Source organism: Aequorivita sp. IT1282 (assembly GCF_058068205.1).
Map to the genome: position 1 here is coordinate 537,222 of NZ_JBYRHR010000002.1, position 20,895 is coordinate 558,116.

18 protein-coding genes and 1 tRNA gene are annotated in these 20,895 nt (G+C 36.8%); 11 read left to right on the forward strand and 8 right to left on the reverse strand.

Annotated features, from left to right (window positions below; translation table 11 throughout):
- The first annotated feature begins 43 nt into the window (after positions 1-43).
- Positions 44-2,812, forward strand: coding sequence for a 2-oxoglutarate dehydrogenase E1 component (locus tag AC3RVG_RS06305; protein WP_489690589.1), 2,769 nt, complete (start codon positions 44-46; stop codon positions 2,810-2,812).
- Between the two features lie 86 nt (positions 2,813-2,898).
- Complete coding sequence (gene odhB / locus AC3RVG_RS06310) at positions 2,899-4,113, forward strand: 2-oxoglutarate dehydrogenase complex dihydrolipoyllysine-residue succinyltransferase (protein WP_489690590.1); 1,215 nt, start codon at positions 2,899-2,901, stop codon at positions 4,111-4,113.
- 291 nt (positions 4,114-4,404) lie between these two features.
- On the opposite strand, the gene AC3RVG_RS06315 is transcribed toward odhB, so the two are convergent.
- From AC3RVG_RS06315 to AC3RVG_RS06325, 3 genes are all read right to left on the reverse strand, one after another.
- Positions 4,405-5,046: a response regulator gene (locus AC3RVG_RS06315; protein WP_489690591.1), complete on the reverse strand. Its 642-nt coding sequence runs from the start codon at positions 5,044-5,046 to the stop codon at positions 4,405-4,407.
- Positions 5,043-7,013, reverse strand: a complete 1,971-nt coding sequence (locus tag AC3RVG_RS06320) for an ATP-binding protein (RefSeq protein ID WP_489690592.1) — start codon at positions 7,011-7,013, stop codon at positions 5,043-5,045. The genes AC3RVG_RS06315 and AC3RVG_RS06320 overlap by 4 nt, the downstream gene beginning before the upstream one ends.
- 109 nt (positions 7,014-7,122) lie before the next feature.
- Entirely contained in the window at positions 7,123-7,557 is a 435-nt protein-coding gene (locus AC3RVG_RS06325; protein WP_489690593.1) for a retropepsin-like aspartic protease family protein, read from the reverse strand.
- A gap of 47 nt (positions 7,558-7,604) precedes the next feature.
- Between AC3RVG_RS06325 and AC3RVG_RS06330 the strand changes: the two genes are divergently transcribed.
- From AC3RVG_RS06330 to AC3RVG_RS06370, 9 genes are all read left to right on the forward strand, one after another.
- Entirely contained in the window at positions 7,605-8,369 is a 765-nt protein-coding gene (locus AC3RVG_RS06330; protein WP_489690594.1) for a TatD family hydrolase, read from the forward strand.
- Between the two features lie 32 nt (positions 8,370-8,401).
- Positions 8,402-8,794: a hypothetical protein gene (locus AC3RVG_RS06335; RefSeq protein ID WP_489690595.1), complete on the forward strand. Its 393-nt coding sequence runs from the start codon at positions 8,402-8,404 to the stop codon at positions 8,792-8,794.
- A gap of 185 nt (positions 8,795-8,979) precedes the next feature.
- Entirely contained in the window at positions 8,980-10,008 is a 1,029-nt protein-coding gene (locus tag AC3RVG_RS06340; RefSeq protein WP_489690596.1) for an asparaginase, read from the forward strand.
- A 161-nt stretch (positions 10,009-10,169) separates the two neighbouring features.
- Positions 10,170-10,257: transfer RNA gene (locus AC3RVG_RS06345), tRNA-Ser, on the forward strand.
- Between the two features lie 266 nt (positions 10,258-10,523).
- The gene (locus AC3RVG_RS06350; protein ID WP_489690597.1) at positions 10,524-11,333 is read left to right on the forward strand and encodes a MotA/TolQ/ExbB proton channel family protein; all 810 of its coding nucleotides are present in this window, start codon (positions 10,524-10,526) and stop codon (positions 11,331-11,333) included.
- A gap of 12 nt (positions 11,334-11,345) precedes the next feature.
- Entirely contained in the window at positions 11,346-11,771 is a 426-nt protein-coding gene (locus AC3RVG_RS06355) for a hypothetical protein (protein ID WP_489690598.1), read from the forward strand.
- Positions 11,771-12,391, forward strand: a complete 621-nt coding sequence (locus AC3RVG_RS06360) for an ExbD/TolR family protein (protein WP_489690599.1) — start codon at positions 11,771-11,773, stop codon at positions 12,389-12,391. The genes AC3RVG_RS06355 and AC3RVG_RS06360 overlap by 1 nt, the downstream gene beginning before the upstream one ends.
- A 10-nt stretch (positions 12,392-12,401) precedes the next feature.
- On the forward strand, positions 12,402-12,875 hold the full coding sequence (locus tag AC3RVG_RS06365; protein ID WP_489690600.1) for an ExbD/TolR family protein: 474 nt from the start codon (positions 12,402-12,404) through the stop codon (positions 12,873-12,875).
- Positions 12,876-12,974: 99 nt separating this feature from the next.
- Complete coding sequence (locus tag AC3RVG_RS06370; RefSeq protein ID WP_489690601.1) at positions 12,975-13,679, forward strand: outer membrane beta-barrel protein; 705 nt, start codon at positions 12,975-12,977, stop codon at positions 13,677-13,679.
- Here the strand turns inward: AC3RVG_RS06370 and AC3RVG_RS06375 are convergent.
- The 5 genes from AC3RVG_RS06375 to AC3RVG_RS06395 form a co-directional block, all read right to left on the reverse strand.
- Complete coding sequence (locus AC3RVG_RS06375) at positions 13,674-14,279, reverse strand: hypothetical protein (protein ID WP_489690602.1); 606 nt, start codon at positions 14,277-14,279, stop codon at positions 13,674-13,676. The two genes, AC3RVG_RS06370 and AC3RVG_RS06375, sit on opposite strands and share 6 nt — an antisense overlap.
- Positions 14,279-15,742, reverse strand: a complete 1,464-nt coding sequence (gene rpoN / locus AC3RVG_RS06380; RefSeq protein WP_489690603.1) for an RNA polymerase factor sigma-54 — start codon at positions 15,740-15,742, stop codon at positions 14,279-14,281. Before rpoN ends, AC3RVG_RS06375 begins: the two co-directional genes overlap by 1 nt.
- Before the next feature lie 130 nt (positions 15,743-15,872).
- Positions 15,873-17,315 carry an asparagine--tRNA ligase gene (gene asnS / locus AC3RVG_RS06385; RefSeq protein WP_489690604.1) on the reverse strand — a complete coding sequence of 481 codons (1,443 nt, stop codon included), beginning with the start codon at positions 17,313-17,315 and terminating at the stop codon, positions 15,873-15,875.
- Between the two features lie 111 nt (positions 17,316-17,426).
- On the reverse strand, positions 17,427-19,823 hold the full coding sequence (locus AC3RVG_RS06390; protein WP_489690605.1) for an efflux RND transporter permease subunit: 2,397 nt from the start codon (positions 19,821-19,823) through the stop codon (positions 17,427-17,429).
- A 167-nt stretch (positions 19,824-19,990) separates the two neighbouring features.
- On the reverse strand, positions 19,991-20,467 hold the full coding sequence (locus AC3RVG_RS06395) for an SRPBCC family protein (protein ID WP_489690606.1): 477 nt from the start codon (positions 20,465-20,467) through the stop codon (positions 19,991-19,993).
- Between the last annotated feature and the right edge of the window lie 428 nt (positions 20,468-20,895).

The following is a 20,895-nucleotide window of genomic DNA, read 5'->3' on the forward strand; positions in this document are numbered from 1 at the left end:
TTTTTGTACCGTTTTATCAAAATGACTTACTTGTATATTTAGCATGGATAAATTTTCTTTCTTAAATGCGATTCACCCAGCTCAAATCGCTGAGCTTTACGAAAAATATTTACACTACCCGGATAGCGTTGAGCCAAGTTGGCGAGCGTTTTTTCAAGGTTTCGACTTTGGACAGGAGAATAGTGCACAAGAATTTTTTGGCACAGATGAGCCTGGAGAAACACCACAATACGATGTGGGAGCTATCTGCTCTGATGTTGTTAAGGAGTTTCAAGTTGTAAAATTAATTGATGGTTACCGTACCCGCGGGCATCTTTTTACAAAAACAAACCCTGTACGTGATCGCAGAAAATACACCCCAACCTTAGCAATAGAAAACTTCGGCCTTTCACAGCACGATCTAAAAGCAACTTATAGAGCCGGTGAAATTTTGGGAATTGGCGACGCTACACTCGAAGAAATTATAAAACACCTCGAAAGTATTTATTGCGATTCTATCGGGATTGAATATATGTACATTCGTAAACCGGATGAAATTCAATGGATTCAGCAAAAGTTGAATGTAAATGATAATCAACCTAGTTTAACGAACGAGCACAAAAAACACATTCTTAAAAAACTTAATGAAGCGGTTTCTTTTGAAACTTTTCTTCATACAAAATACGTAGGGCAGAAGCGTTTTTCTTTGGAAGGAGGCGAAAGCTTAATCCCTGCTTTAGATACTTTAATTGAAAGTGCAGCAGAAAGAGGCGTGAAGGAATTTGTAATGGGAATGGCGCATCGTGGCCGTTTAAGTACCCTTACTAATATCTTCGGAAAAAGCGCAAAAGACATTTTTAGCGAGTTTGACGGAAAAGATTACGCACAAGACATTTTTGACGGCGATGTAAAATATCACTTAGGTTGGACTTCAAAACGTACAACTGAATCTGGTAAAGAAATAAATTTAAATATAGCGCCAAACCCTTCCCACTTGGAAACTGTTGGGGCAGTGGTACAGGGTATTGCCCGTGCCAAGCAGGATGACCACCATAAAAGTGATCCAAATAAAGTATTGCCAATTATTGTTCACGGTGATGCTGCAATTGCTGGACAGGGAATTGTGTACGAAATTGTGCAAATGGCACAGTTAGACGGCTATAAAACTGAAGGAACAATTCATATTGTAGTAAATAACCAGATAGGTTTTACCACAAACTACTTAGATGCGCGTTCATCAATCTATTGTACTGATGTTGGAAAAGTAACACTTTCGCCAATTCTTCACGTAAATGCTGATGATGTTGAAGCAGTTGTGCATGCTATGCTTTTTGCCTTAGACTTCCGAATGGAATTTGGTCGCGATGTTTTTATCGATTTGTTGGGCTATAGAAAATATGGTCATAACGAAGGCGATGAGCCACGTTTTACGCAACCAAAACTTTACAAAGCAATTTCGAAACACGATAACCCAAGAGATATTTATGCTGAAAAGCTTATTGCTGAAGGTGTGATTGATAAAGATTACACAGCAAAACTTGAGCAAGAATATAAAGATAAGCTAGAAGAAAATTTAGAGGATTCTAGAAAAGAAGACAAAACTACCATCACTCCATTTATGCAGGACGAGTGGGAGGGATACAACTACGCCGAAGAAGAAAAAATGATGCAGACGGTCGATACTACTTTCGACCTGAAAAAGTTAGACGAAATAGCTAAGGCGATTACAAAATTGCCAGAGGATAAAAAATTCCTTAAAAAAATAGCCAAACTTGTTGAAGCGAGGCACAAAATGTATTTCGACGAAAATAAATTAGATTGGGCCATGGGCGAGTTACTTGCCTACGGATCGCTTCTAAATGAAGGTCACGATATACGTATGAGCGGGCAAGATGTGGAGCGTGGAACGTTTTCGCACCGTCACGCTGTTATAACGGTTGAAGACAGTGAGGAAGAAGTAGTACTTCTAAATAATTTAAAGGGCGATCAAGGTGAATTTTATATTTACAACTCGCTACTTTCCGAATACGGCGTTGTAGGTTTTGACTACGGTTACGCTATGGCTAGTCCAAATTCATTAACAATTTGGGAAGCGCAGTTTGGTGATTTCAGCAATGGAGCGCAGATAATGATAGACCAATATATTTCTGCAGCAGAAGATAAATGGAAACTGCAAAATGGTTTGGTAATGCTATTGCCGCACGGTTATGAGGGTCAAGGCGCAGAACACTCTTCTGCAAGAATGGAACGCTACCTTCAATTGTGTGCAACGGACAACATGTTTATAGCAGATGTTACTACCCCAGCAAACTTATTTCACCTTTTTAGAAGACAATTGAAAACAGATTATCGTAAACCGTTAATCGTTTTTACACCCAAAAGTTTACTTCGTCACCCAAAAGTGGTTTCAACAAAAGAAGAATTTGCAAACGGAAGTTTCCAAATGTTGATTGATGATGCTGAAGTTAAGGTGGCAAAAGTGAAAACACTTGTTTTTGTCTCAGGTAAATTTTATTACGATTTGCTTGAAAAAAGAGAAGAACTTGAAAGAGATGATGTGGCTTTGGTACGTGTGGAACAGTTATTCCCATTGCCAATAGACGCGATGAATAAAATAATTAAAAAGTACAAAAACGCAGACGATGTGGTTTGGGCGCAGGAAGAACCTAAGAATATGGGAGCCTATTCACATTTAATTATGCATTATGAAGAAGCTAGAAATTTTAGAGTTTGTAGCAGAAAAATGTATGCAGCCCCTGCCGCCGGTAGTACGGTTAGATCAAAAGCACGACACGCTAAAGTGATTGAGAATGTTTTTGATAAAAATATGTAATCGACTTTCTAAAAATTTTATAGAAAGACAAAAAGAAATTAACTTTAAAGACTTGTAAACTCAGGTTTATATTAAAAAGCAATAGTATGGCATTAGAAATGAAAGTCCCGTCTCCGGGAGAATCCATCACCGAAGTTGAAATAGCATCTTGGCTAGTAAAAGATGGCGATTATGTTGAAAAAGATCAAGCAGTCGCTGAAGTAGATAGTGATAAAGCAACATTGGAACTTCCAGCGGAAGCCAGTGGTATTATTACTTTGAAAGCTGAAGAAGGAGATGTTGTAGCAGTTGGGCAAGTAGTTTGCATAATTGATACAGATGCTAAAAAACCTGGCGGAGACAAGGAAGAGCCTGTTAAAGAGAAGAAAGAAGAAGCTCCTTCAAAATCATCTACTCCAAATCAAGAGCAAGATAAAAAAACCTATGCCACTGGATCACCTTCACCTGCAGCCAAGAAAATTCTTGACGAAAAATCTATGTCTTCAAAAGATGTAAAGGGTTCAGGTCGTGATGGACGTATTACTAAAGACGACGCTAACAATGCTACTCCATCTATGGGAACTCCTGGAGCTAGTGGCCGTGGAAGCGAACGTAAAAAACTTTCAATGCTTCGCAGAAAAGTTGCCGAGCGTTTAGTTTCTGCAAAAAACGAAACCGCAATGCTAACTACTTTTAACGAAGTAGATATGACTGCTATTTTTGCTCTGCGTAACCAATATAAAGAACAGTTTAAAGAAAAGCACGGAGTTGGACTTGGTTTTATGTCTTTCTTCACAATGGCAGTGGTGCGCGCATTAGAGCTATACCCAGATGTAAACTCAATGATTGATGGTGATTATATGATTACCTACGATTTTAAAGATATATCAATTGCTGTTTCTGGACCAAAAGGATTGATGGTTCCTGTAATTAGAAATGCAGAGAACTTAAGTTTTAGAGGTGTTGAAGACGAGGTAAAAAGACTTGCAATTAGAGCTCGTGACGGTAAAATTACAGTAGATGAAATGACTGGCGGAACGTTTACCATTTCTAACGGTGGTGTTTTCGGAAGTATGCTTTCTACTCCTATTATTAATCCACCGCAATCTGCCATTTTAGGAATGCACAATATTGTGGAGCGTGCTATAGTGCGCGATGGTGGTATTGTAGTTGCACCAGTAATGTACCTTGCGCTTTCATACGATCACAGAATTATTGATGGTCGTGAATCTGTTGGATTCTTAGTAGCAATAAAAGAAGCATTGGAAAGTCCTGAAGAACTTTTGATGAACGACGATGTTAAACGTGCTTTGGAATTATAATTTCAAAATAAAATAATTATCAATAAAAAATCCGGCCTTTAGAGCCGGATTTTTTTGGTTAGCTAGTAAACAATTTTTTAGTTAAAAAGAATCGTGTTGATTAGGTTCAATAAAAGAATTAAAACAATCGAAACAATTAATACTATAATAGCAGATTTCTTGCCTTTTAGCATTTTGCGGTAACTCTTTCTCTTATCTTCTATAGATACCGAATCTTTCATATTGTAAATATCCGTCATAAAATAGAGATATGAAATACGTGGTAACACGTAAATTTATTTTTTCGAATTATTACAATAGCAACTTGTCGTGATGTTCTTTTGCCCAAATAAGCAAACTATTTGTTTTGGGTTCAATCTTGAGTTTTGTGATAATATTGCTTCGGTGTTTTTCTACTGTTCGGTACGAGATGAAAAGTTGCGAAGCAATTTCCTTGTTCGTTTTGTCCTGAGCAATTAGTTTTAAAATCTTTTTCTCTGAAGGAGTAAGCATATCGAGCTCGCCATCTTCCAATTGCACGACACCTATAAGTTCTTTTATCTTTTCGCTGAAAAAAGGAACGCCTTCTTTAACTGTTTTTATGCAGTTTTCAATTTCTTCTAAAGCGAATTCTTTCAAGATGTAACCAAATATATTTAACTCTTTAGCTTTTTGGTACAGTTCCTTTTCTTTGTGAAGCGTAATTAAAACTATTTTGGTGTCAATATTGGCTCCTTTACATTGTTGCGCAATTTCTAATCCAGACATATAGGGCATCTGAATATCTAGAATTGCAATGTCTGGTTTTTTCTGGGTTATTAGATTGTAAGCCTCTCTTCCGTCGTTGCCACTTCCTAAAAGATTATAGCCTTTTTCAATTAAAAAGTCGCTTAATCCTTTCAATAGGAGGGGATGGTCGTCTGCAATAATAATAGATGGTGTAGTTTTGTTCATAATGGAAATTGAAATTCCAGCACCGTGCCGGTATCTTTTTTAGACGTTACCTTCATTTGTCCTTTTAAAAATCGGGTACGTTCTAATAATGTTTTTAAGCCTAAAGATTTTACGTCTTGATATTTTTCGGCAAAATCGAAACCCACGCCATTGTCGCGCACGGAAATTAAAACGTTGCTTGCAAATTTTTTCACTGAAACTTTTCCCGCTTCGGCGTGTGAATGTTTTAAGATATTGCTCAGGCTTTCTTGAATAATTCTATAGATATTTACTTCGTCTTCTTTTGTGAATATATTGTCTATATTATCAATTTCAGCAGAAATAAAAAGGGTTGTGTTTTCGTCTATTAAGTTGATGTTGTATTCAATGGCTTTGGTAATGCCGAGCTCTTGAAGTTGAAAGGGATGTAAGTCGCGAGAAATGGTACGCACTTCTTCTATAGTGTCATTCACCATTTTCTTGGTATCTGCATCGCCGCTTTTTGTCAATTTGTTTTTTATCACCAATAGTTGCTGGCCAATGCCATCGTGAAGATCTTTCGAGATTCTTCTGCGCTCGCTTTCCTGCGATATAAGTAATTCCTGACTAAATTTTTCTTGAAGCACTTTATGGCTTTTTAAGTGTCTTTGGTTTCTGTAGAGCAAGATAAGGCCAAAGCCCAATAGAATTGCAATTCCACCAAAAAGAAGGGCTTTTTTAAAACTCTCATTATCCTTTTCTAAAAGACTTATGTTGGAGGTTTTCGCTACTAGTTCTTTTTCTTTTTTTTCGGTTTCGTAGAGTGTTTGATAATATGCAAGTGCGTTTGCTGTACTTCGGTTATAAATGGAATCTTTTATTTCAGTAGCAGCTTGGGAGTTCTGAATACTTTTCTTGTATTCGCCCATGTCGAAATAAATCTCAGACAACAGTGAATGGGTTTGCATTATTTCATCTTCAATTCCGAGCTTTTTGGCAAGATTTAGTGTTTTCTGAGCTAGTGCCAATGCTGCTTCATACCTTCCTATTGTTTGTAGATATTTTGCTTTTCCGCTTAAATAATTTAGCTCGGCAGCAGGATTTCCTGAGATATTTAAATCTAAGGCTTCTATTGCAGTCAAAGATTTCTCAGCCTCGCTAATTTGGTTTTCGTTGCAATAATATTCTATAAGCCTTGAAAGAATACCTACATAAACTGCTTTATTTGTATTGGAATGGTCGAAGCTCTTTTCAGCTAATAATAAAGATTTATACTCTAAATCTGTATTGCCCATCTTTTTATAATCAAGTGCCTGATTGTAATATTCGTAGGATATAAATTTATTAAGCTCTAAGCTCTTCATTTTTTTAATGAGCGCATCGCGTTCTATTTTCGATTTTTCGTAAAAACCGTTCATGCTAAACATGCTAATAATACCCTGTTGTGCATAAACCATATAATCGTAGGCTTTTTTCTGCTCGTATATAGTATAGGCGCGGGTTAAATCTTCACCCGCTAGAACAAACTTCCCCATCTGTGAGTATGCTTGGCCTCGAAATAAGTAGATGTCTGCTATTTGCAAAGTGTTTTCTTGCGGAATTATTTCAAGCGCCGTATTGTAATCTTCAATAGCCTTGTTTAGATCTACTTTGGTATTAGCGCTGCCTCGTTTAATATACAAGCTGCCCAATATAAGGCTGTTATTTATTTTGTATTTACGAGCTAAAACACTGTTAATGATAGTGATTGCATTCAACGGATCGTTTGCATAGTTTGTTAGCGGATACTGCAGATTCATTGCTTTTTTAGCAGCCAACTCAATGCTATCTATTTCTAAAGCTAGGTCTATGTATATTAGGCTATACTTAATAAAAGCATCTTGATTTGTAGAGAAAGTGCGCTTTAATAGACTGTCTAGCGCAGTAAGTTTTTGTGTTTTGCTTTTTGTTGTATTTACAATCTTTTCAAATTGCCTAATATCTTGCCCATGTACTGTAAGAGAGTACATTGAAATAATGAGGAGGAATGCTATTATTTTTTTAAGCACGATTGAGTTATATCAGAGGAAGCTAAAAATACTCAAATTATTGGAAATAAACGCATCACGAGGGATCCTTCTATTTAATATAAAAACAATTTCTACCATAATCTATTATCGCTCTGTGTTCTTTTAAAAAGTCGGCGCCAATTATTCCGTGAATTGGGCCTTCATTAGCTTGTTGAAGTGCCTCATTTACGTGCGAAAGATCAAAAAGCACAAAGTCCATATTTTTGATGCTCCAATTTTTTATTTTGAATTTATTTCTGCGAGAAAGCATGGTTTCCATATTTGTGGCGCCGGCTCCAGCGGCTTTTATGAGGCTTTCTTCGCTAACCAACAAAAAATGTGCGCTATCAATCAAGCCAACACAGCTTGTAGAAGCGCCCGTATCTAAAATAAAATTACCTGAAACACCATTGATTTTTGCGGAAAACAGATAGTGTCCCGTGGCAAGACTTTTTAATGGAACACGGTAAAAACCCTCCGTTTCAATAAATTTGCGTAATTGCATTAATTTTTTTGTGCAAAGATAGCAAACAAAATAAGTAGCTTTGTGCTATGTTAACAGATACGCACACCCATTTATACAGCGATGCTTTTGCAGACGACCGTCATAAAATGATGCGTCGCGCCTTTGAAGCAGACGTAAAACGCTTTTTTATTCCTGCCATCGATTCTGGATATACCGAAGCTATGTATGCTTTGGAAAAGGAATATCCCGAGAACGTTTTTTTAATGATGGGCTTACATCCAACCTCGGTAAAAGAAAATTTTGAAGAAGAATTGGCTCACGTGGAGGCACAATTCAAAAGCAGAAGTTTTTACGCTGTTGGTGAAATTGGCATAGATCTTTACTGGGATACTTCTACTTTGGGCATTCAAAAAACAGCTTTCAAAAGACAAATTCAGTTAGCGAAAAAGTACAAATTACCTATCGTGATACATTGTCGTGATGCTTTTGATGAAATTTTTGAAGTTTTAGAAACAGAAAAAAGCGATGATCTCTTCGGAATATTTCACTGTTTTACGGGTACTTTGGAACAGGCGCATAAAGCAATTTCATATAATATGAAACTAGGCATTGGCGGCGTGGTTACTTTTAAGAACGGAAAAATTGATACTTTTCTGAACCAGATTCCGTTAAAGAAAATCGTTCTGGAAACCGATTCGCCCTATCTTGCTCCGGCACCTTTTCGCGGTAAGCGCAATGAAAGCAGTTTTTTAGCGTTTGTTTGCAAGAAGCTTTCTGAGATTTACAATGTTTCGGAAGAAGTAATAGCTCGGGTTACTACTGAGAATTCTAAGGATATTTTTAAGATTTAATATTAGGCTCTAACTTTTAAAAACATAAAGCAATGAAATATTATTTATTCGTATTAGTAATTTTTTCATCATTAATTAGCTGTAATAATGATGATGACCAAGATGACTGTGGGTCAACCTTCGAGACGGCTTACGTTGATAGTGTAAACGCTCCAGACACTGGCAATGTTGGAGAGACCATTCCAATAGAAGTTACCTTTTTTGTTATGAATGGTTGTGGTATTTTTAATGAGTTTGAAGTAACCAGCAACGGAAACTCGCAAACCATTGTTGTAAATGCTGAATATGAGTGTCGCGCCTGTACACAGTCTATAGACAGAATATCGGCGACCTATAATTTTAGCGCTTCCACTCCGGGCGATTATGAATTGAAATTTAAATCTGGTTTAGACGACTTCATAATAATTAATATTACTATTCTATAATACAATTTTCACTTTTAAATTTAATATAATTGAAGCGCTGGCCTTTTTGGTTGGTGCTTTTGGGTTTTTGTTTAACCAATGCGTTAAGCCGCAATTTTTAAGTTATTTTTGAAAAAATTAAATGATAAGTATTATTGAGGAACACCCCCAGAATTTGCAATAAATTACTATAAAAAAGTGCCAAAATGAAAACTAACCCCAACATACTCCTTATATATACCGGCGGAACCATCGGGATGATAAAGGACTTTGAAACTGGCGCGCTTCGCAATTTCAATTTTAATGAATTGCTGAACCATATTCCCGAACTCAAACTATTGGATTGTAATATTACCACCACTACATTCGAAAAACCAATCGATAGTTCCAACATGAGTCCGAAATATTGGGTGGACATTGCTACTATTATAGAAGCGCATTATGACGAAATGGATGGATTTGTTGTGTTGCACGGTAGTGATACAATGTCTTATACCGCTTCAGCATTAAGTTTTATGTTAGAAAATTTGGGAAAGCCTGTGGTCTTTACTGGCTCGCAACTACCAATTGGGGACTTACGCACAGATGCAAAGGAAAATTTAATAACCTCCATTCAAATTGCTTCGCTTCAGGAAAAAGGAGTTTCAAAAATTGCTGAAGTTTGTCTTTATTTTGAATACAAATTATACCGCGCTAATAGAACCACAAAAATAAATGCGGAACATTTTGAAGCTTTCGCATCACTTAATTACCCAGAACTAGTACAGAGTGGGGTTCATTTAGTAGTTAATAATGAAGCGCTTTATAGGCCAAATAGAAGAAAGAAACTGAAAGTTCATAAAATCTTGGAAAGCAATATCCTTTTGGTGAAAATGTTTCCCGGAATTGATGAAGCTACAATTAAATATCTTTTTGATTATCCAGAAATGAAAGGATTGGTGCTGGAAACCTACGGTGCAGGTAACATTACTAATGCCGATTGGTTTCTAAATCCGCTAAAAGCTGTGATAAAAAAGGGGATTCCTGTTATAAATGTCACCCAGTGTTCGGGTGGAAGTGTTAATATGGGGCTTTATGAAACTAGTACAGAACTTAAAAAAATAGGTGTAATTAGCGGAAAAGATAGCACTACCGAAGCAGCATTGGCAAAACTTATGTATTTATTAGGGCAGAATATTTCGGCTAACAGCTTCAAAACCATATTTGAAACCTCTTTGCGCGGAGAAATGCTATAAATTAACCTCTTAAATTATTTTATTGCGTTGTTTTTTTTTTGATATTTGGCACTCGTTTCGAGCTAGATGCCTTTCCCAGTTTTTAAGGGCGGTATTTTCCCAGAATATTTGAAATATATTTGTGCTTCCGCAGTAGACGACGAACGGAGGTAATAAAATTTAGAGAGGTGGCCGAGCGGTCGAAGGCGCACGCCTGGAAAGCGTGTATACGCCAAAAGCGTATCGAGGGTTCGAATCCCTTCCTCTCTGCAAATACTTTTTGGGAGAGAAAAATTAATCTTTGTCATTATATAGTAAAATGTATTTTCAGCATAGTATTTTAAGATAAGCGTCTTAGTGCTAGTCCCGATGGAAATGTATAAGTTCTTAATTAATTTGAAAGTAAAAGATCTTCCTGTAGCGGTTTTAAAACGAAATAGGTCATCCTTTTCATACAAATTAATATTCTTGCAGATTAACTAAATTATTTTATATCTTTAAACCTTTAACTAAAAACAAACTTTAAGTCGATAGCAATGAAAAAATTATTTTCTATTATGGCGGTTGCCTCAATGGTATTTGTAGGCACATTAAACGCGAACGCTACAACAGCGCAGACAATGCCAACTAGTTCACAAGCTTTGGTAACAGCAGCCACAGTTTCCTTTATTCAAGATGAAACGGCCCCAGCAGCGGAACCTGATAAAGGATTCCACCAAGAGTTAAAAGAGCGTTTTGTAGAAGGTGGTCCTGGATTTATGGGGATCGTATTATTGTGTTTAATTCTTGGATTGGCAATTGCTATTGAAAGAATTATCTTCCTTAACCTTTCTACTACAAACACTCAAAAACTAGCACAAGAAGTTGAAGACGCTTTAAACAGTGGCGGAATTGAAGCTGCTAAAGAAGTGTGCAGAAACACTAAAGGCCCAGTTGCCTCAATCTATTATCAAGGTTTAGACCGCGCCCACGAAGGTATTGACATTGCTGAAAAAGCAGTTGTTGCCTACGGTGGTGTTCAAATGGGTCAACTTGAGAAGAATGTTTCTTGGATCTCTCTATTTATCGCTCTTGCGCCAATGCTTGGTTTCATGGGTACGGTAATCGGGATGATTATTGCCTTCGATAAAATTCAGGCGGCGGGTGATATGAACCCTTCACTTGTGGCAGGTGGTATTAAAGTTGCACTTTTAACAACCGTATTTGGTTTGATCGTGGCTATTATACTTCAAATTTTTTATAATTATATTATCGCTAAGATCGATAGTATCGTTAACAGTATGGAAGATGCTTCCATTACCTTGATCGACATGTTGTTCGACTACAAAACAAAAAACAAAATCTAAACAAACCACAAGATGGCATTACATAAAATATTAAAAATAGTAGCGTTGCTTCTAGGCGTTGCAGGAACCATTTTTCTTGCAATGATCATCACCAAAGGTGATGTGGCCGTAACAGCAACTGGCGAAGGAGTTGATGGTTTCTTGTATGTTGCTTACATTACATTTGCAATTACGCTTGTGTTTGTTCTCTTCTTTGTTTTAAAAGGAATTTTCGCAGGAAACCTTAAAAATACGCTTATCTCTGTAGGAGCTTTTGTACTTATAGTAGTAATCTCTTACGTTTTAGCAGATTCAAATCCAATGGCAATGCAAGAAGGCGAAATGCTTTCTGAAAGCGGATCTAAATGGGTTGGTACAGGATTATACACCTTTTACATATTAGCTGTAATCGCTGTTGGCTCAATGGTTTTCAGCGGAATCAAAAAAGTAGCAAAATAATGGCAAGAAGAGCAACACCCGAAGTAAATGCAGGGTCGATGGCTGACATCGCTTTCCTATTACTTATCTTTTTCTTGGTAACAACTACCATTGAAAAGGATAAAGGAATCGCGAGACAGCTACCACCTAAGGAAGATGTTGTTGACCCGCCAAAAATTAAAGAAAAGAACCTCTTTATTGTAAACGTAAACAGGAACGATCAATTATTAGTTGAAGAAAAATTGATGGAGCTTAAAGATCTTCGTCAAGCAGCAATCACTTTTCTTGATAATGGTGGAGCAGCTTCAGGCAGCCCAGAATATTGCAATTATTGCAAAGGACAACGTAATCCAGATTCATCAGATAACCCAGATAAGGCAGTAATCTCTGTTCAAAATGACAGACTTACTTCTTATAAAATGTACATTGCCGTTCAAAATGAATTGGTAGCTGCATACAATTTTCTGAGAGATAGGGAGGCTGAAAGGCTTTACGGATGGAAATTTACCGAAATGAGTAAATCCATAGATGAAGGAAGTTTTAAAGGGAATTTAGAGGCAACTCAAGAGAAATTAGAGAATATTCAAAAACTCTTTCCATTGAAACTTTCAGAAGCAGAACCAAAGAAATCTGGACAATAATAATACAACTATGTCAAAGTTTAGAAAGAAAAAAAGTAACGAATTACCTGCAGTAAACACAGCGTCTCTGCCAGATATCGTCTTTATGTTATTATTCTTTTTTATGGTGGTAACAGTATTGCGTGATGACAATTTGCTTGTTCAGAATAAATTGCCAAAAGCAGATCAGGTTGAAAAATTGAAAAAAGATCGATCTGTTTATATATATGCTGGAAAACCAAGCTCTAGATACCAAGATAAATATGGTTCTGAGGCTAAAATCCAGATTGGCGATAAATACACAGATATAACCAATATTAAATTCGCATTAACCGAAGCACGCCAAAAACTACTTCCTGAACTTCAGGATAAAGTAATGGTAGCACTTAAAGTTGATGAGAAAACAAATACTGGTATGGTTACGGATATTAAACAGGAATTACGTGATTTAAATATGTTAAAACTTATTTATATTACTACTCCTGGAAATGAAGTAGGCCAATAAGTTAATCGACTTAATTTTATAAACGCCTTGTGTCGTATTTCGATTCAAGGCGTTTTTTTGTATCCCATATTCTTGAAAATACATTTATCTTTGGTCATTATGCGGAGAGCACTTCAATATATTTTTACTTCCTTTCTGGTTCTAGTTTCTTTTCAAACTATAGCTCAGGATACTATTCCTCCCGCGAGTGTGGATTCATTATATCGTGAAGACCAATTTTATATTGGTGTAACCTATAATGTTCCTTTAGGGCTTCCATCTGGCGGAACTATTCGTGGTCTTTCTGGAGGAGTTCAGTTTGGATTTTTAAGAGATATGCCAATCAATAAACGTCGAAACTTGGCTATTGCCATCGGTGCCGGTATTGCATTGGACCAATTTGGACAAAATCTTTTTATAGGTGAAACGGAGACCGACGAAACCATCTTTAGAATTTTAGATGATAACGTAGAATATACACGAAATCGCTTTAATATGGCGGTTATAGAAGCTCCTATAGAGTTTAGATGGCGAACATCAACTGCGTCTAGCTATAAGTTTTGGAGAGTGTACACTGGTTTTAGAGTGGGATATGCATATTGGTACAAATCAACTTTCAAACAGACGGGAAACTCGGTTACTCAAACGAAGATTCCAGAATTCGACCCCGTGAGACTTTCTGCTACGGTCAGCTTGGGGTATAATACTTTTAATTTTTTTGCTTCCTATAGTATAAATCCCTTTTTCAAGAATGCTGAAACCATAGATGGAGAAAGTGTAGATTTTAAAACTTTAAAAGTGGGTTTACTTTTCTATATTCTATAACCAAAGATTGAATAAAATCAATTGCGGAATAACTCCCAACAAAAATCCTATTCCGAGTTCGGGATACGTATGCGCATCACTATTTAAGCGAGATGAAGCAACCCAGCCATTCACAAATAAAAAGAAACTTATAGTTACCAAAAGATTTATTTTAAAGTGAGCGCTCAAGCCAACAAGAAACATTAAAATACCCGCTACTCCCATTTGGTGTAAACTTACTTTCATCTTAAAAAGCACCATTACAAGCGCACTAAAGGCAGAAAAAAGCAAGCCAACAAAGAAGTAATAAAGTTCAGGATCATCATAAGGATCAAATATCATTTTAATGATAAGTAGCAGTAGGATGCACTGAATCATTAATGGGAATTTTCGCTCTTTTACATCTTTTAAATAAATGGTGTCTACTACGCCTAAATTTTTCAGAAGAAAGAAAACAACAATTGGTATAAAAAGGGTAATAATAGCGATGCCGAAAAGATTGGCACGCATTAACTGAGGTTCCAAATATCGTGGAGTAACAATAAAATAAAGTACGGTGCCCATGAGCGGCATCAGCAATGGATGAAAAATATACGAAGCTGCTTTTAGAAAAATTCTCATTAAATCTCCTTTCGTAATCGCGCCACTGGCAAATCCAATTGTTCGCGGTATTTAGCAATGGTACGCCGTGCTATCGGATACCCTTTTTCAAGTAGCATTTTAGCTAGTTTATCGTCTGTAAGTGGTTTTCTCTTATTCTCTTCGGAAATAGTTATTTCTAGAATTTTCTTAATTTCTTTAGTAGATACATCTTCGCCTTGGTCATTTTTCATCGATTCGCTGAAAAACTCCTTTATCAACTTTGTTCCGTATGGCGTGTCTACATATTTACTATTTGCAACACGTGAAACTGTGGAGACATCCATATGTATTTTATCTGCAATATCTTTTAATATCATAGGCTTTAGCTTGCGCTCATCGCCACTCAAAAAATATTCCTCTTGATGATGCATTATGGAGTTCATAGTTACAAAAAGCGTTTGCTGGCGTTGTTTAATGGCATCTATAAACCATTTGGCTGCGTCTAGCTTCTGTTTAATGAACATTACAGCGTCCTTTTGCGCCTTAGACTTTTCTTTAGACTCTTTGTAGCCTTTTAGCATATTAGTGTAATCGTGACTCACGTGAAGCTCTGGTGCGTTTCTTCCATTTAAGGTAAGATCCAATTCGCCGTCCACAATCTTAATTGCAAAATCGGGTACTACGTGTTCCACAATTCTATTATTACCGGAATAAGTTCCGCCAGGTTTTGGGTTTAAGCTTTCAATTTCGTGAATAGCATCTCGAAGCTGGTCTTCGGTAATATCAAGCTTCTGAATAAGTTTTTTGTAATGTTTTTTGCTGAAATGGTCAAAAGACTCATCAATAATATCAATCGCCAAAGCAACGGAATGCTTGTGTTCTTTTCGCTCTAATTGAATTAATAAGCATTCTTGTAAATCACGCGCCGCCACACCAGCAGGGTCTAATTCCTGAACTATTTTCAGTACTTTTTCAACCTTATCTTCGGAAGTATAAACATTCTGCGTGAAGGCTAAATCATCTACAATATCTTGAAGCTCGCGACGTATGTAGCCGCTTTCATCTACACTACCCACCAAAAATTGTGCAATTTCTTTTTCTTCTTCCGTTAGGCGATACGTATTTAATTGCTGCATTAAATACTGCGTAAATGAAGTTCCGGCCGCGTAAGGCATTTGCCGTTCCTCATCGTCTGCGCTGTAATTATTTGCCGAAAGTTTATAGCTTGGCACTTCGTCATCGCTTAAATAATCGTCGACGTTAATGTCGGTTTCAATTACTTCGTTGCCTTCATCATAATCGTCGTCGTACTCATCGTTTTTAAATTCATCATCAAAGTCATCACTTTCCTCTTTTCCGCCTTCCAATGCTGGATTTTCCTCTAATTCCTGAGATATACGCTGCTCAAAAGCTTGCGTAGGGAGTTGAATCATCTTCATCAACTGTATCTGCTGAGGCGATAATTTTTGGGAAAGTTTAAAATTTAATTGTTGCTTTAACATAGGTATAATTACTACCAGATAAAGTTAAAAAAAACCAGCTACTAAAATAGTGAAGTAGCCAGTTTTAATATAAAGTTATGAAGAAGACGGATGCTTTAAGACTAGTGATAGAAGTAAGCACCCAACATATTTAAAATTCTGCGTTGCCCGGAGTTCTTGGATAAGGAATTACATCGCGAATGTTACCCATTCCTGTTGTAAACTGAACCAAACGTTCAAAACCTAATCCAAAACCACTGTGTACAGCCGTTCCGAATTTGCGAAGATCTAAATACCAATACAATTCTTTTTCGTCAATATTCATCACCTTCATTTTCTCCAACAGCACATCGTAACGTTCTTCACGCTGCGAACCACCTACAATTTCACCAATACCAGGGAAAAGTACATCCATGGCACGTACTGTATTTCCGTCGTCGTTTAGGCGCATGTAAAACGACTTGATATTTGCGGGATAATCAAAGAGAATTACTGGGCATTTAAAGTGTTTTTCAACTAAAAATCGCTCGTGCTCACTTTGTAGATCGGCACCCCATTCTTCAATTAAATATTTAAATTTTTTCTTTTGATTTGGTTTAGAACGTTTCAAAATATCAATGGCTTCGGTATAGCTCACTCTTTTGAAATTGTTTTCCAAAATAAAACTTAGCTTTTCGCGAAGCTTCATATCGCTGCGTTCGTCTTGCGGCTTGCTTTTTTCCTCTTCCAATAATCGGTTTTCTAGGAATTCTAAATCGTCGGCGCAATTTTCCAAAGCATAGTTTATAACGTACTTTATGAAATCTTCTGCCAAATCCATATTATCGGCTAAATCGTTAAAAGCAACCTCTGGCTCGATCATCCAAAACTCAGCTAAGTGGCGGCTAGTGTTTGAGTTTTCGGCTCTAAAAGTAGGGCCGAAAGTGTAAACTTTCCCAAGTGCCATTGCATAGGTTTCGGCTTCTAACTGCCCGCTTACGGTAAGATTGGTTTCTTTTTCGAAGAAATCTTCTTTGTAATTAACCTCTCCACTTTCATCGAGCGGAGGGTTTTTTGAATCTAAATTTGAAACTCGGAACATTTCACCAGCACCTTCAGCATCGCTTCCAGTTATAATTGGTGAGTGCATATAATTAAACCCGTTTTTCTGAAAATATTCATGAACGGCAAAAGCCAGTTTGGAACGCGTGCGCATTACAGCGCCAAAAGTATTGGTGCGAATTCGCAAATGTGCTTGCTCACGCAAAGTTTCCAAAGAATGTCTTTTAGGAGAAAGGATGGTAAGTTTTACGTCTTCCGGATTCGCTTCGCCTAAAACGGTTAATTTTGAAACTTGAATTTCTACATTTTGACCTTGGCCTTGGCTTTCAACCAGCAAACCACTAACTTCAATAGCAGCGCCCACGGTTACTTTTTTAAGAACCTCTTCATCAAAATTTTCAAAATCTACTACGCATTGCAGCGTATTAATTGTTGATCCATCGTTTAAAGCAATAAAGCGGTTACTTCTAAAAGAACGTACCCAACCGCGCACCATTACTTCGTGGTGGCTTGGTTCGCATTTCAACAATTCAACTATAGTTTTGTTTTGCATAGTATTAATTTTAAGGGGAGCAAATATACTTTTAAAAAAATTTCAAAAAAAGAAAAGCGCCAAATTCCAAACGGAGAATATATCTTATTAAAGACTGCAAACTGCCGCTGCTTACTGGTTATTCAATTCTTCTTTGTCATCGGTTAAAATCTCGATTGCAGGTTTTTTCATCGTCTGCTTATTCGCGATACTTCTTTCTAATGAAAGTAGGAGCGTGGGTAGCAACAATAAATTAGATAACATTGCGAAAAGTAGCGTTATAGATACCAAGGCACCCAGAGCTACAGTCCCGCCAAAGCTAGAAATGGTAAACACAGAAAACCCAAAGAAAAGCACGATAGAAGTATAAAACATACTAACCGCTGTTTCGCGTAAAGCCGCAAAAACCGATTTTTTAATTTTCCAATTGTTGGCTATTAATTCCTGCCTGTATTTTGCGAGGAAGTGAATAGTGTCGTCCACCGAAATTCCGAATGCGATGCTAAACACCAATATAGTTGAAGGTTTTATAGGAACACCCACAAAGCCCATAACTCCAGCGGTTATAATTAGTGGCAGCAAGTTTGGAATTAGTGAAATTAAAATCATCTTAAAACTTCGGAACATCCACGCCATAAAAATTGCAATCAAGAAAATAGCAAGCGACAGCGAAAGAATTAAGTTGTTCACCAAATAATGGGTTCCTTTTTGGAAAACTAGCGCTTTCCCCGTAACCGTAACATTATACCGATCTGCCGGGAAAACTTTAGCAATTTCAGAATTTAAATCTTCTTCAATACGCTTAAACCTATCTGGCTCGGTATCTTTCATAAAAGTAGTGATACGCGCAAACTGCCCTGTGCTGTCCACATAACTGTTTAGTAGATTTGTGTTGGTATTGCTGCTTTTAGCGTAACTAAGTATAAATGTTTTTTCTTGGCTGTTTGGTAATTGATAATATTCCGGATTGCCGTTATAATAAGCTTGTTTAGAATATTTCACCAATTCTACTACTGAAAGTGGTTTCGCAAATTCAGGAATTTCTTTAATGTGATCCTGCAATTCGTCAATACGTTTTAAGGTAGAAAGACCCATAACGCCTTTTTTCTTCTTCGTATCCACCATTATTTCTAAAGGCATAATACCTTCATATTCCTTTTCAAAAAAGCGGATATCTTCAAAGAAACCAGAGTTCTTCGGCATATCTTCAATTAGGCTACCGGAAATCTTAATATTGAAAATGCCAATAATACTGGCACATAACAAAACAACCGCAGCAATATAAATGGTAATGCGGCGCTCTTTAACCATACGTTCAATCCAGTTAACAAAACCGTTTATCCACGTTTTGTTTAAATGCTTTAGGTGCTTATTTTTCGGCACCGCCATATAACTATACGTAATAGGGATGATAAGCAAACTCAATAAAAAGATAGCGACAATATTTATGGAAGCTACAATACCAAATTCGCTCAAGAGCTCACTCTTCACCAAAATAAATGTGGCGAAACCCGAAGCCGTTGTTAGGTTGGTCATTAAAGTTGCGTTACCAACTTTGGCTATTACGCGTTGTAAAGATTTTGCTTGGTTACCGTGCAGTTTTATTTCCTGCTGATATTTATTGATGAGAAATATACAGTTCGGGATCCCGATTACAATTATCAAAGGCGGAATTAAAGCCGTAAGCACTGTAATTTCATAATGCATTAATCCTAAAAACCCGAAGGCCCACATAACGCCGATAATCACGGTTAACATAGAGATAAACGTGGCGCGCCAAGAGCGGAAAAAGAAGAAAAATATAAGTGAAGTAATAAAAAGCGCCGCACCAATAAACAGCCCAATTTCGTCAATAATGTTTTGCGAATTTAGCGTGCGAATGTACGGCATGCCCGAAGTGTGCACTTGTACGCCGGTATCTTCTTCAAATTTTTTGATTAACGGAATAAGATCTTCCACTACAAAATCTCTTCGTGCGGGCGTGTTTACAATGTCTTTCTTAAGGTAAATGGCAGAACGAATACTCTGCTTATCCGGACTGTAAATAAGTCCGTCGTAAAAAGGTAGCTTGTTGAAAAGTTCGTCTTTGTACGCCGCAAGATTCGCATCTGTAAAAATGGAGTCTTTTATAAAAGGAACCAATTCAAAACCTGTGGTGTCAGTTTTCTTTTCGAGCTTTTGCAGATTACCAACGGAAAGCGTAAGTTCTACCTCGTTGTATTCGTTAATGTCTTGAGAAAGTTGATTCCAAGCGGCGAATTTCTTAGGTGTAAAAATGGTAGAATCCTTCACCCCCATTACAATGAGGTTGCCCTCTTCGCCAAAATGCGAAAGAAATTGGTCGTACTCAAGATTTACGGGATGGTCGTCTGGCAGGAGATTGGCTTCGGTATAGGTGAAGCGCATATTCTTCCATTGCAGTGCGAGCAGTACGGTAATGACTGCAATAACTACTAAAATCCAGGTACGGTTCCGTAAAATAAAACGGGCCACCCAGCTCCAAAACCCAATGCTGAAAAGTTTGTTCAAAGCAATTTTTTAAAGAATTAGCAAAGGTAGTTATTTGCGATAAGTGGGGGATTTATTTTGAAGGGTATTTTGGAATGGGGTTTATTAAAAGACGAACTGCTTTGAAAGATTTTGTAGATTTCCATTAACAGGGGAAAACCAAGATTGTACAATCATTGTCATATTCTTTATTCAGTTATTAAATCTTTCCACTTTTCAGATTCCGCAAATTCTTTTACAATTCTATTCCGTTTAGTTAGTAATTCAATCATATATTTTTTGAGAAATAACTTGTCGGCTAATTTTCCTAAAATTCCAAAAGGTGATTTATATTCGAAAAAGTCCGTCATTAATGTTCCGCCATTCAATTCTGCAAAATGATGCTCGTGTCTAAATTCTTTAAACGCTCCTTTAACCATTTCGTCTGCAAAGTAATTTGGTCGGTCAAATTCCGTGATTTTGGAAGTCAGATTTTGATAAATCCCGAAGTGTTTCGCTCTCCAAGTCACACTTTCATTAAGTCCGATTAGCCCGCTTGTTTTTCCAGCAATTGCTTGTTCATTCGTATGTTCGGTCGAAATTTTATGCAAATCGATACTTCTAGAAAGGTCAAATACCACTTTCTTATCGGCTTTTATTTCAGTTTGAAGTTCAATTCTCGGCATTTTTTGAAATATGGCCTATTTTTGGACATAGTGTTTTTATGATATTGCAGTATCTGTTGTTTCGGTGAGTTGCTTATTCTCTTTATTTAATTGGGCGTCTTTATTCCATATATAATACAGTGTTGTTATTGGGGTAAAGATAAATATCATTAAAAACGTCCAATTAATTCGTCTGCTTCTTTCAATGAATTTAAAACTCCAAAGTCGTCTTATCAAATATATCCTTGATAACACTGTCAATATATAAATCGAAATAAATTGAGTGTAATATGCGTCCATACTTGGAAAAGTTTTCCAAATTAATTCAATAGTTAACATGTCTAATAAGGACAGAAGAAACATTATGCTCGGAATCGATGTCAATAATTTTGAATAGATTTTCATTTTTACATTATGTACAGTTTCGGATTAATATATATTTCAATATC

Coding starts and splice junctions, on each gene's coding strand:
- AC3RVG_RS06320 (WP_489690592.1), bottom strand. CDS start 7,013: ATGTACTCTCTTACAGTACATGGGCAAGATATTAGGCAATTTGAAAAG.
- rpoN (WP_489690603.1), bottom strand. CDS start 15,742: ATGTTAAAGCAACAATTAAATTTTAAACTTTCCCAAAAATTATCGCCT.
- AC3RVG_RS06305 (WP_489690589.1), top strand. CDS start 44: ATGGATAAATTTTCTTTCTTAAATGCGATTCACCCAGCTCAAATCGCT.
- AC3RVG_RS06315 (WP_489690591.1), bottom strand. CDS start 5,046: ATGAACAAAACTACACCATCTATTATTATTGCAGACGACCATCCCCTC.
- odhB (WP_489690590.1), top strand. CDS start 2,899: ATGGCATTAGAAATGAAAGTCCCGTCTCCGGGAGAATCCATCACCGAA.
- asnS (WP_489690604.1), bottom strand. CDS start 17,315: ATGCAAAACAAAACTATAGTTGAATTGTTGAAATGCGAACCAAGCCAC.
- AC3RVG_RS06370 (WP_489690601.1), top strand. CDS start 12,975: ATGCGGAGAGCACTTCAATATATTTTTACTTCCTTTCTGGTTCTAGTT.
- AC3RVG_RS06335 (WP_489690595.1), top strand. CDS start 8,402: ATGAAATATTATTTATTCGTATTAGTAATTTTTTCATCATTAATTAGC.
- AC3RVG_RS06340 (WP_489690596.1), top strand. CDS start 8,980: ATGAAAACTAACCCCAACATACTCCTTATATATACCGGCGGAACCATC.
- AC3RVG_RS06365 (WP_489690600.1), top strand. CDS start 12,402: ATGTCAAAGTTTAGAAAGAAAAAAAGTAACGAATTACCTGCAGTAAAC.
- AC3RVG_RS06375 (WP_489690602.1), bottom strand. CDS start 14,279: ATGAGAATTTTTCTAAAAGCAGCTTCGTATATTTTTCATCCATTGCTG.
- AC3RVG_RS06355 (WP_489690598.1), top strand. CDS start 11,346: ATGGCATTACATAAAATATTAAAAATAGTAGCGTTGCTTCTAGGCGTT.
- AC3RVG_RS06350 (WP_489690597.1), top strand. CDS start 10,524: ATGAAAAAATTATTTTCTATTATGGCGGTTGCCTCAATGGTATTTGTA.
- AC3RVG_RS06395 (WP_489690606.1), bottom strand. CDS start 20,467: ATGCCGAGAATTGAACTTCAAACTGAAATAAAAGCCGATAAGAAAGTG.
- AC3RVG_RS06325 (WP_489690593.1), bottom strand. CDS start 7,557: ATGCAATTACGCAAATTTATTGAAACGGAGGGTTTTTACCGTGTTCCA.
- AC3RVG_RS06360 (WP_489690599.1), top strand. CDS start 11,771: ATGGCAAGAAGAGCAACACCCGAAGTAAATGCAGGGTCGATGGCTGAC.
- AC3RVG_RS06330 (WP_489690594.1), top strand. CDS start 7,605: ATGTTAACAGATACGCACACCCATTTATACAGCGATGCTTTTGCAGAC.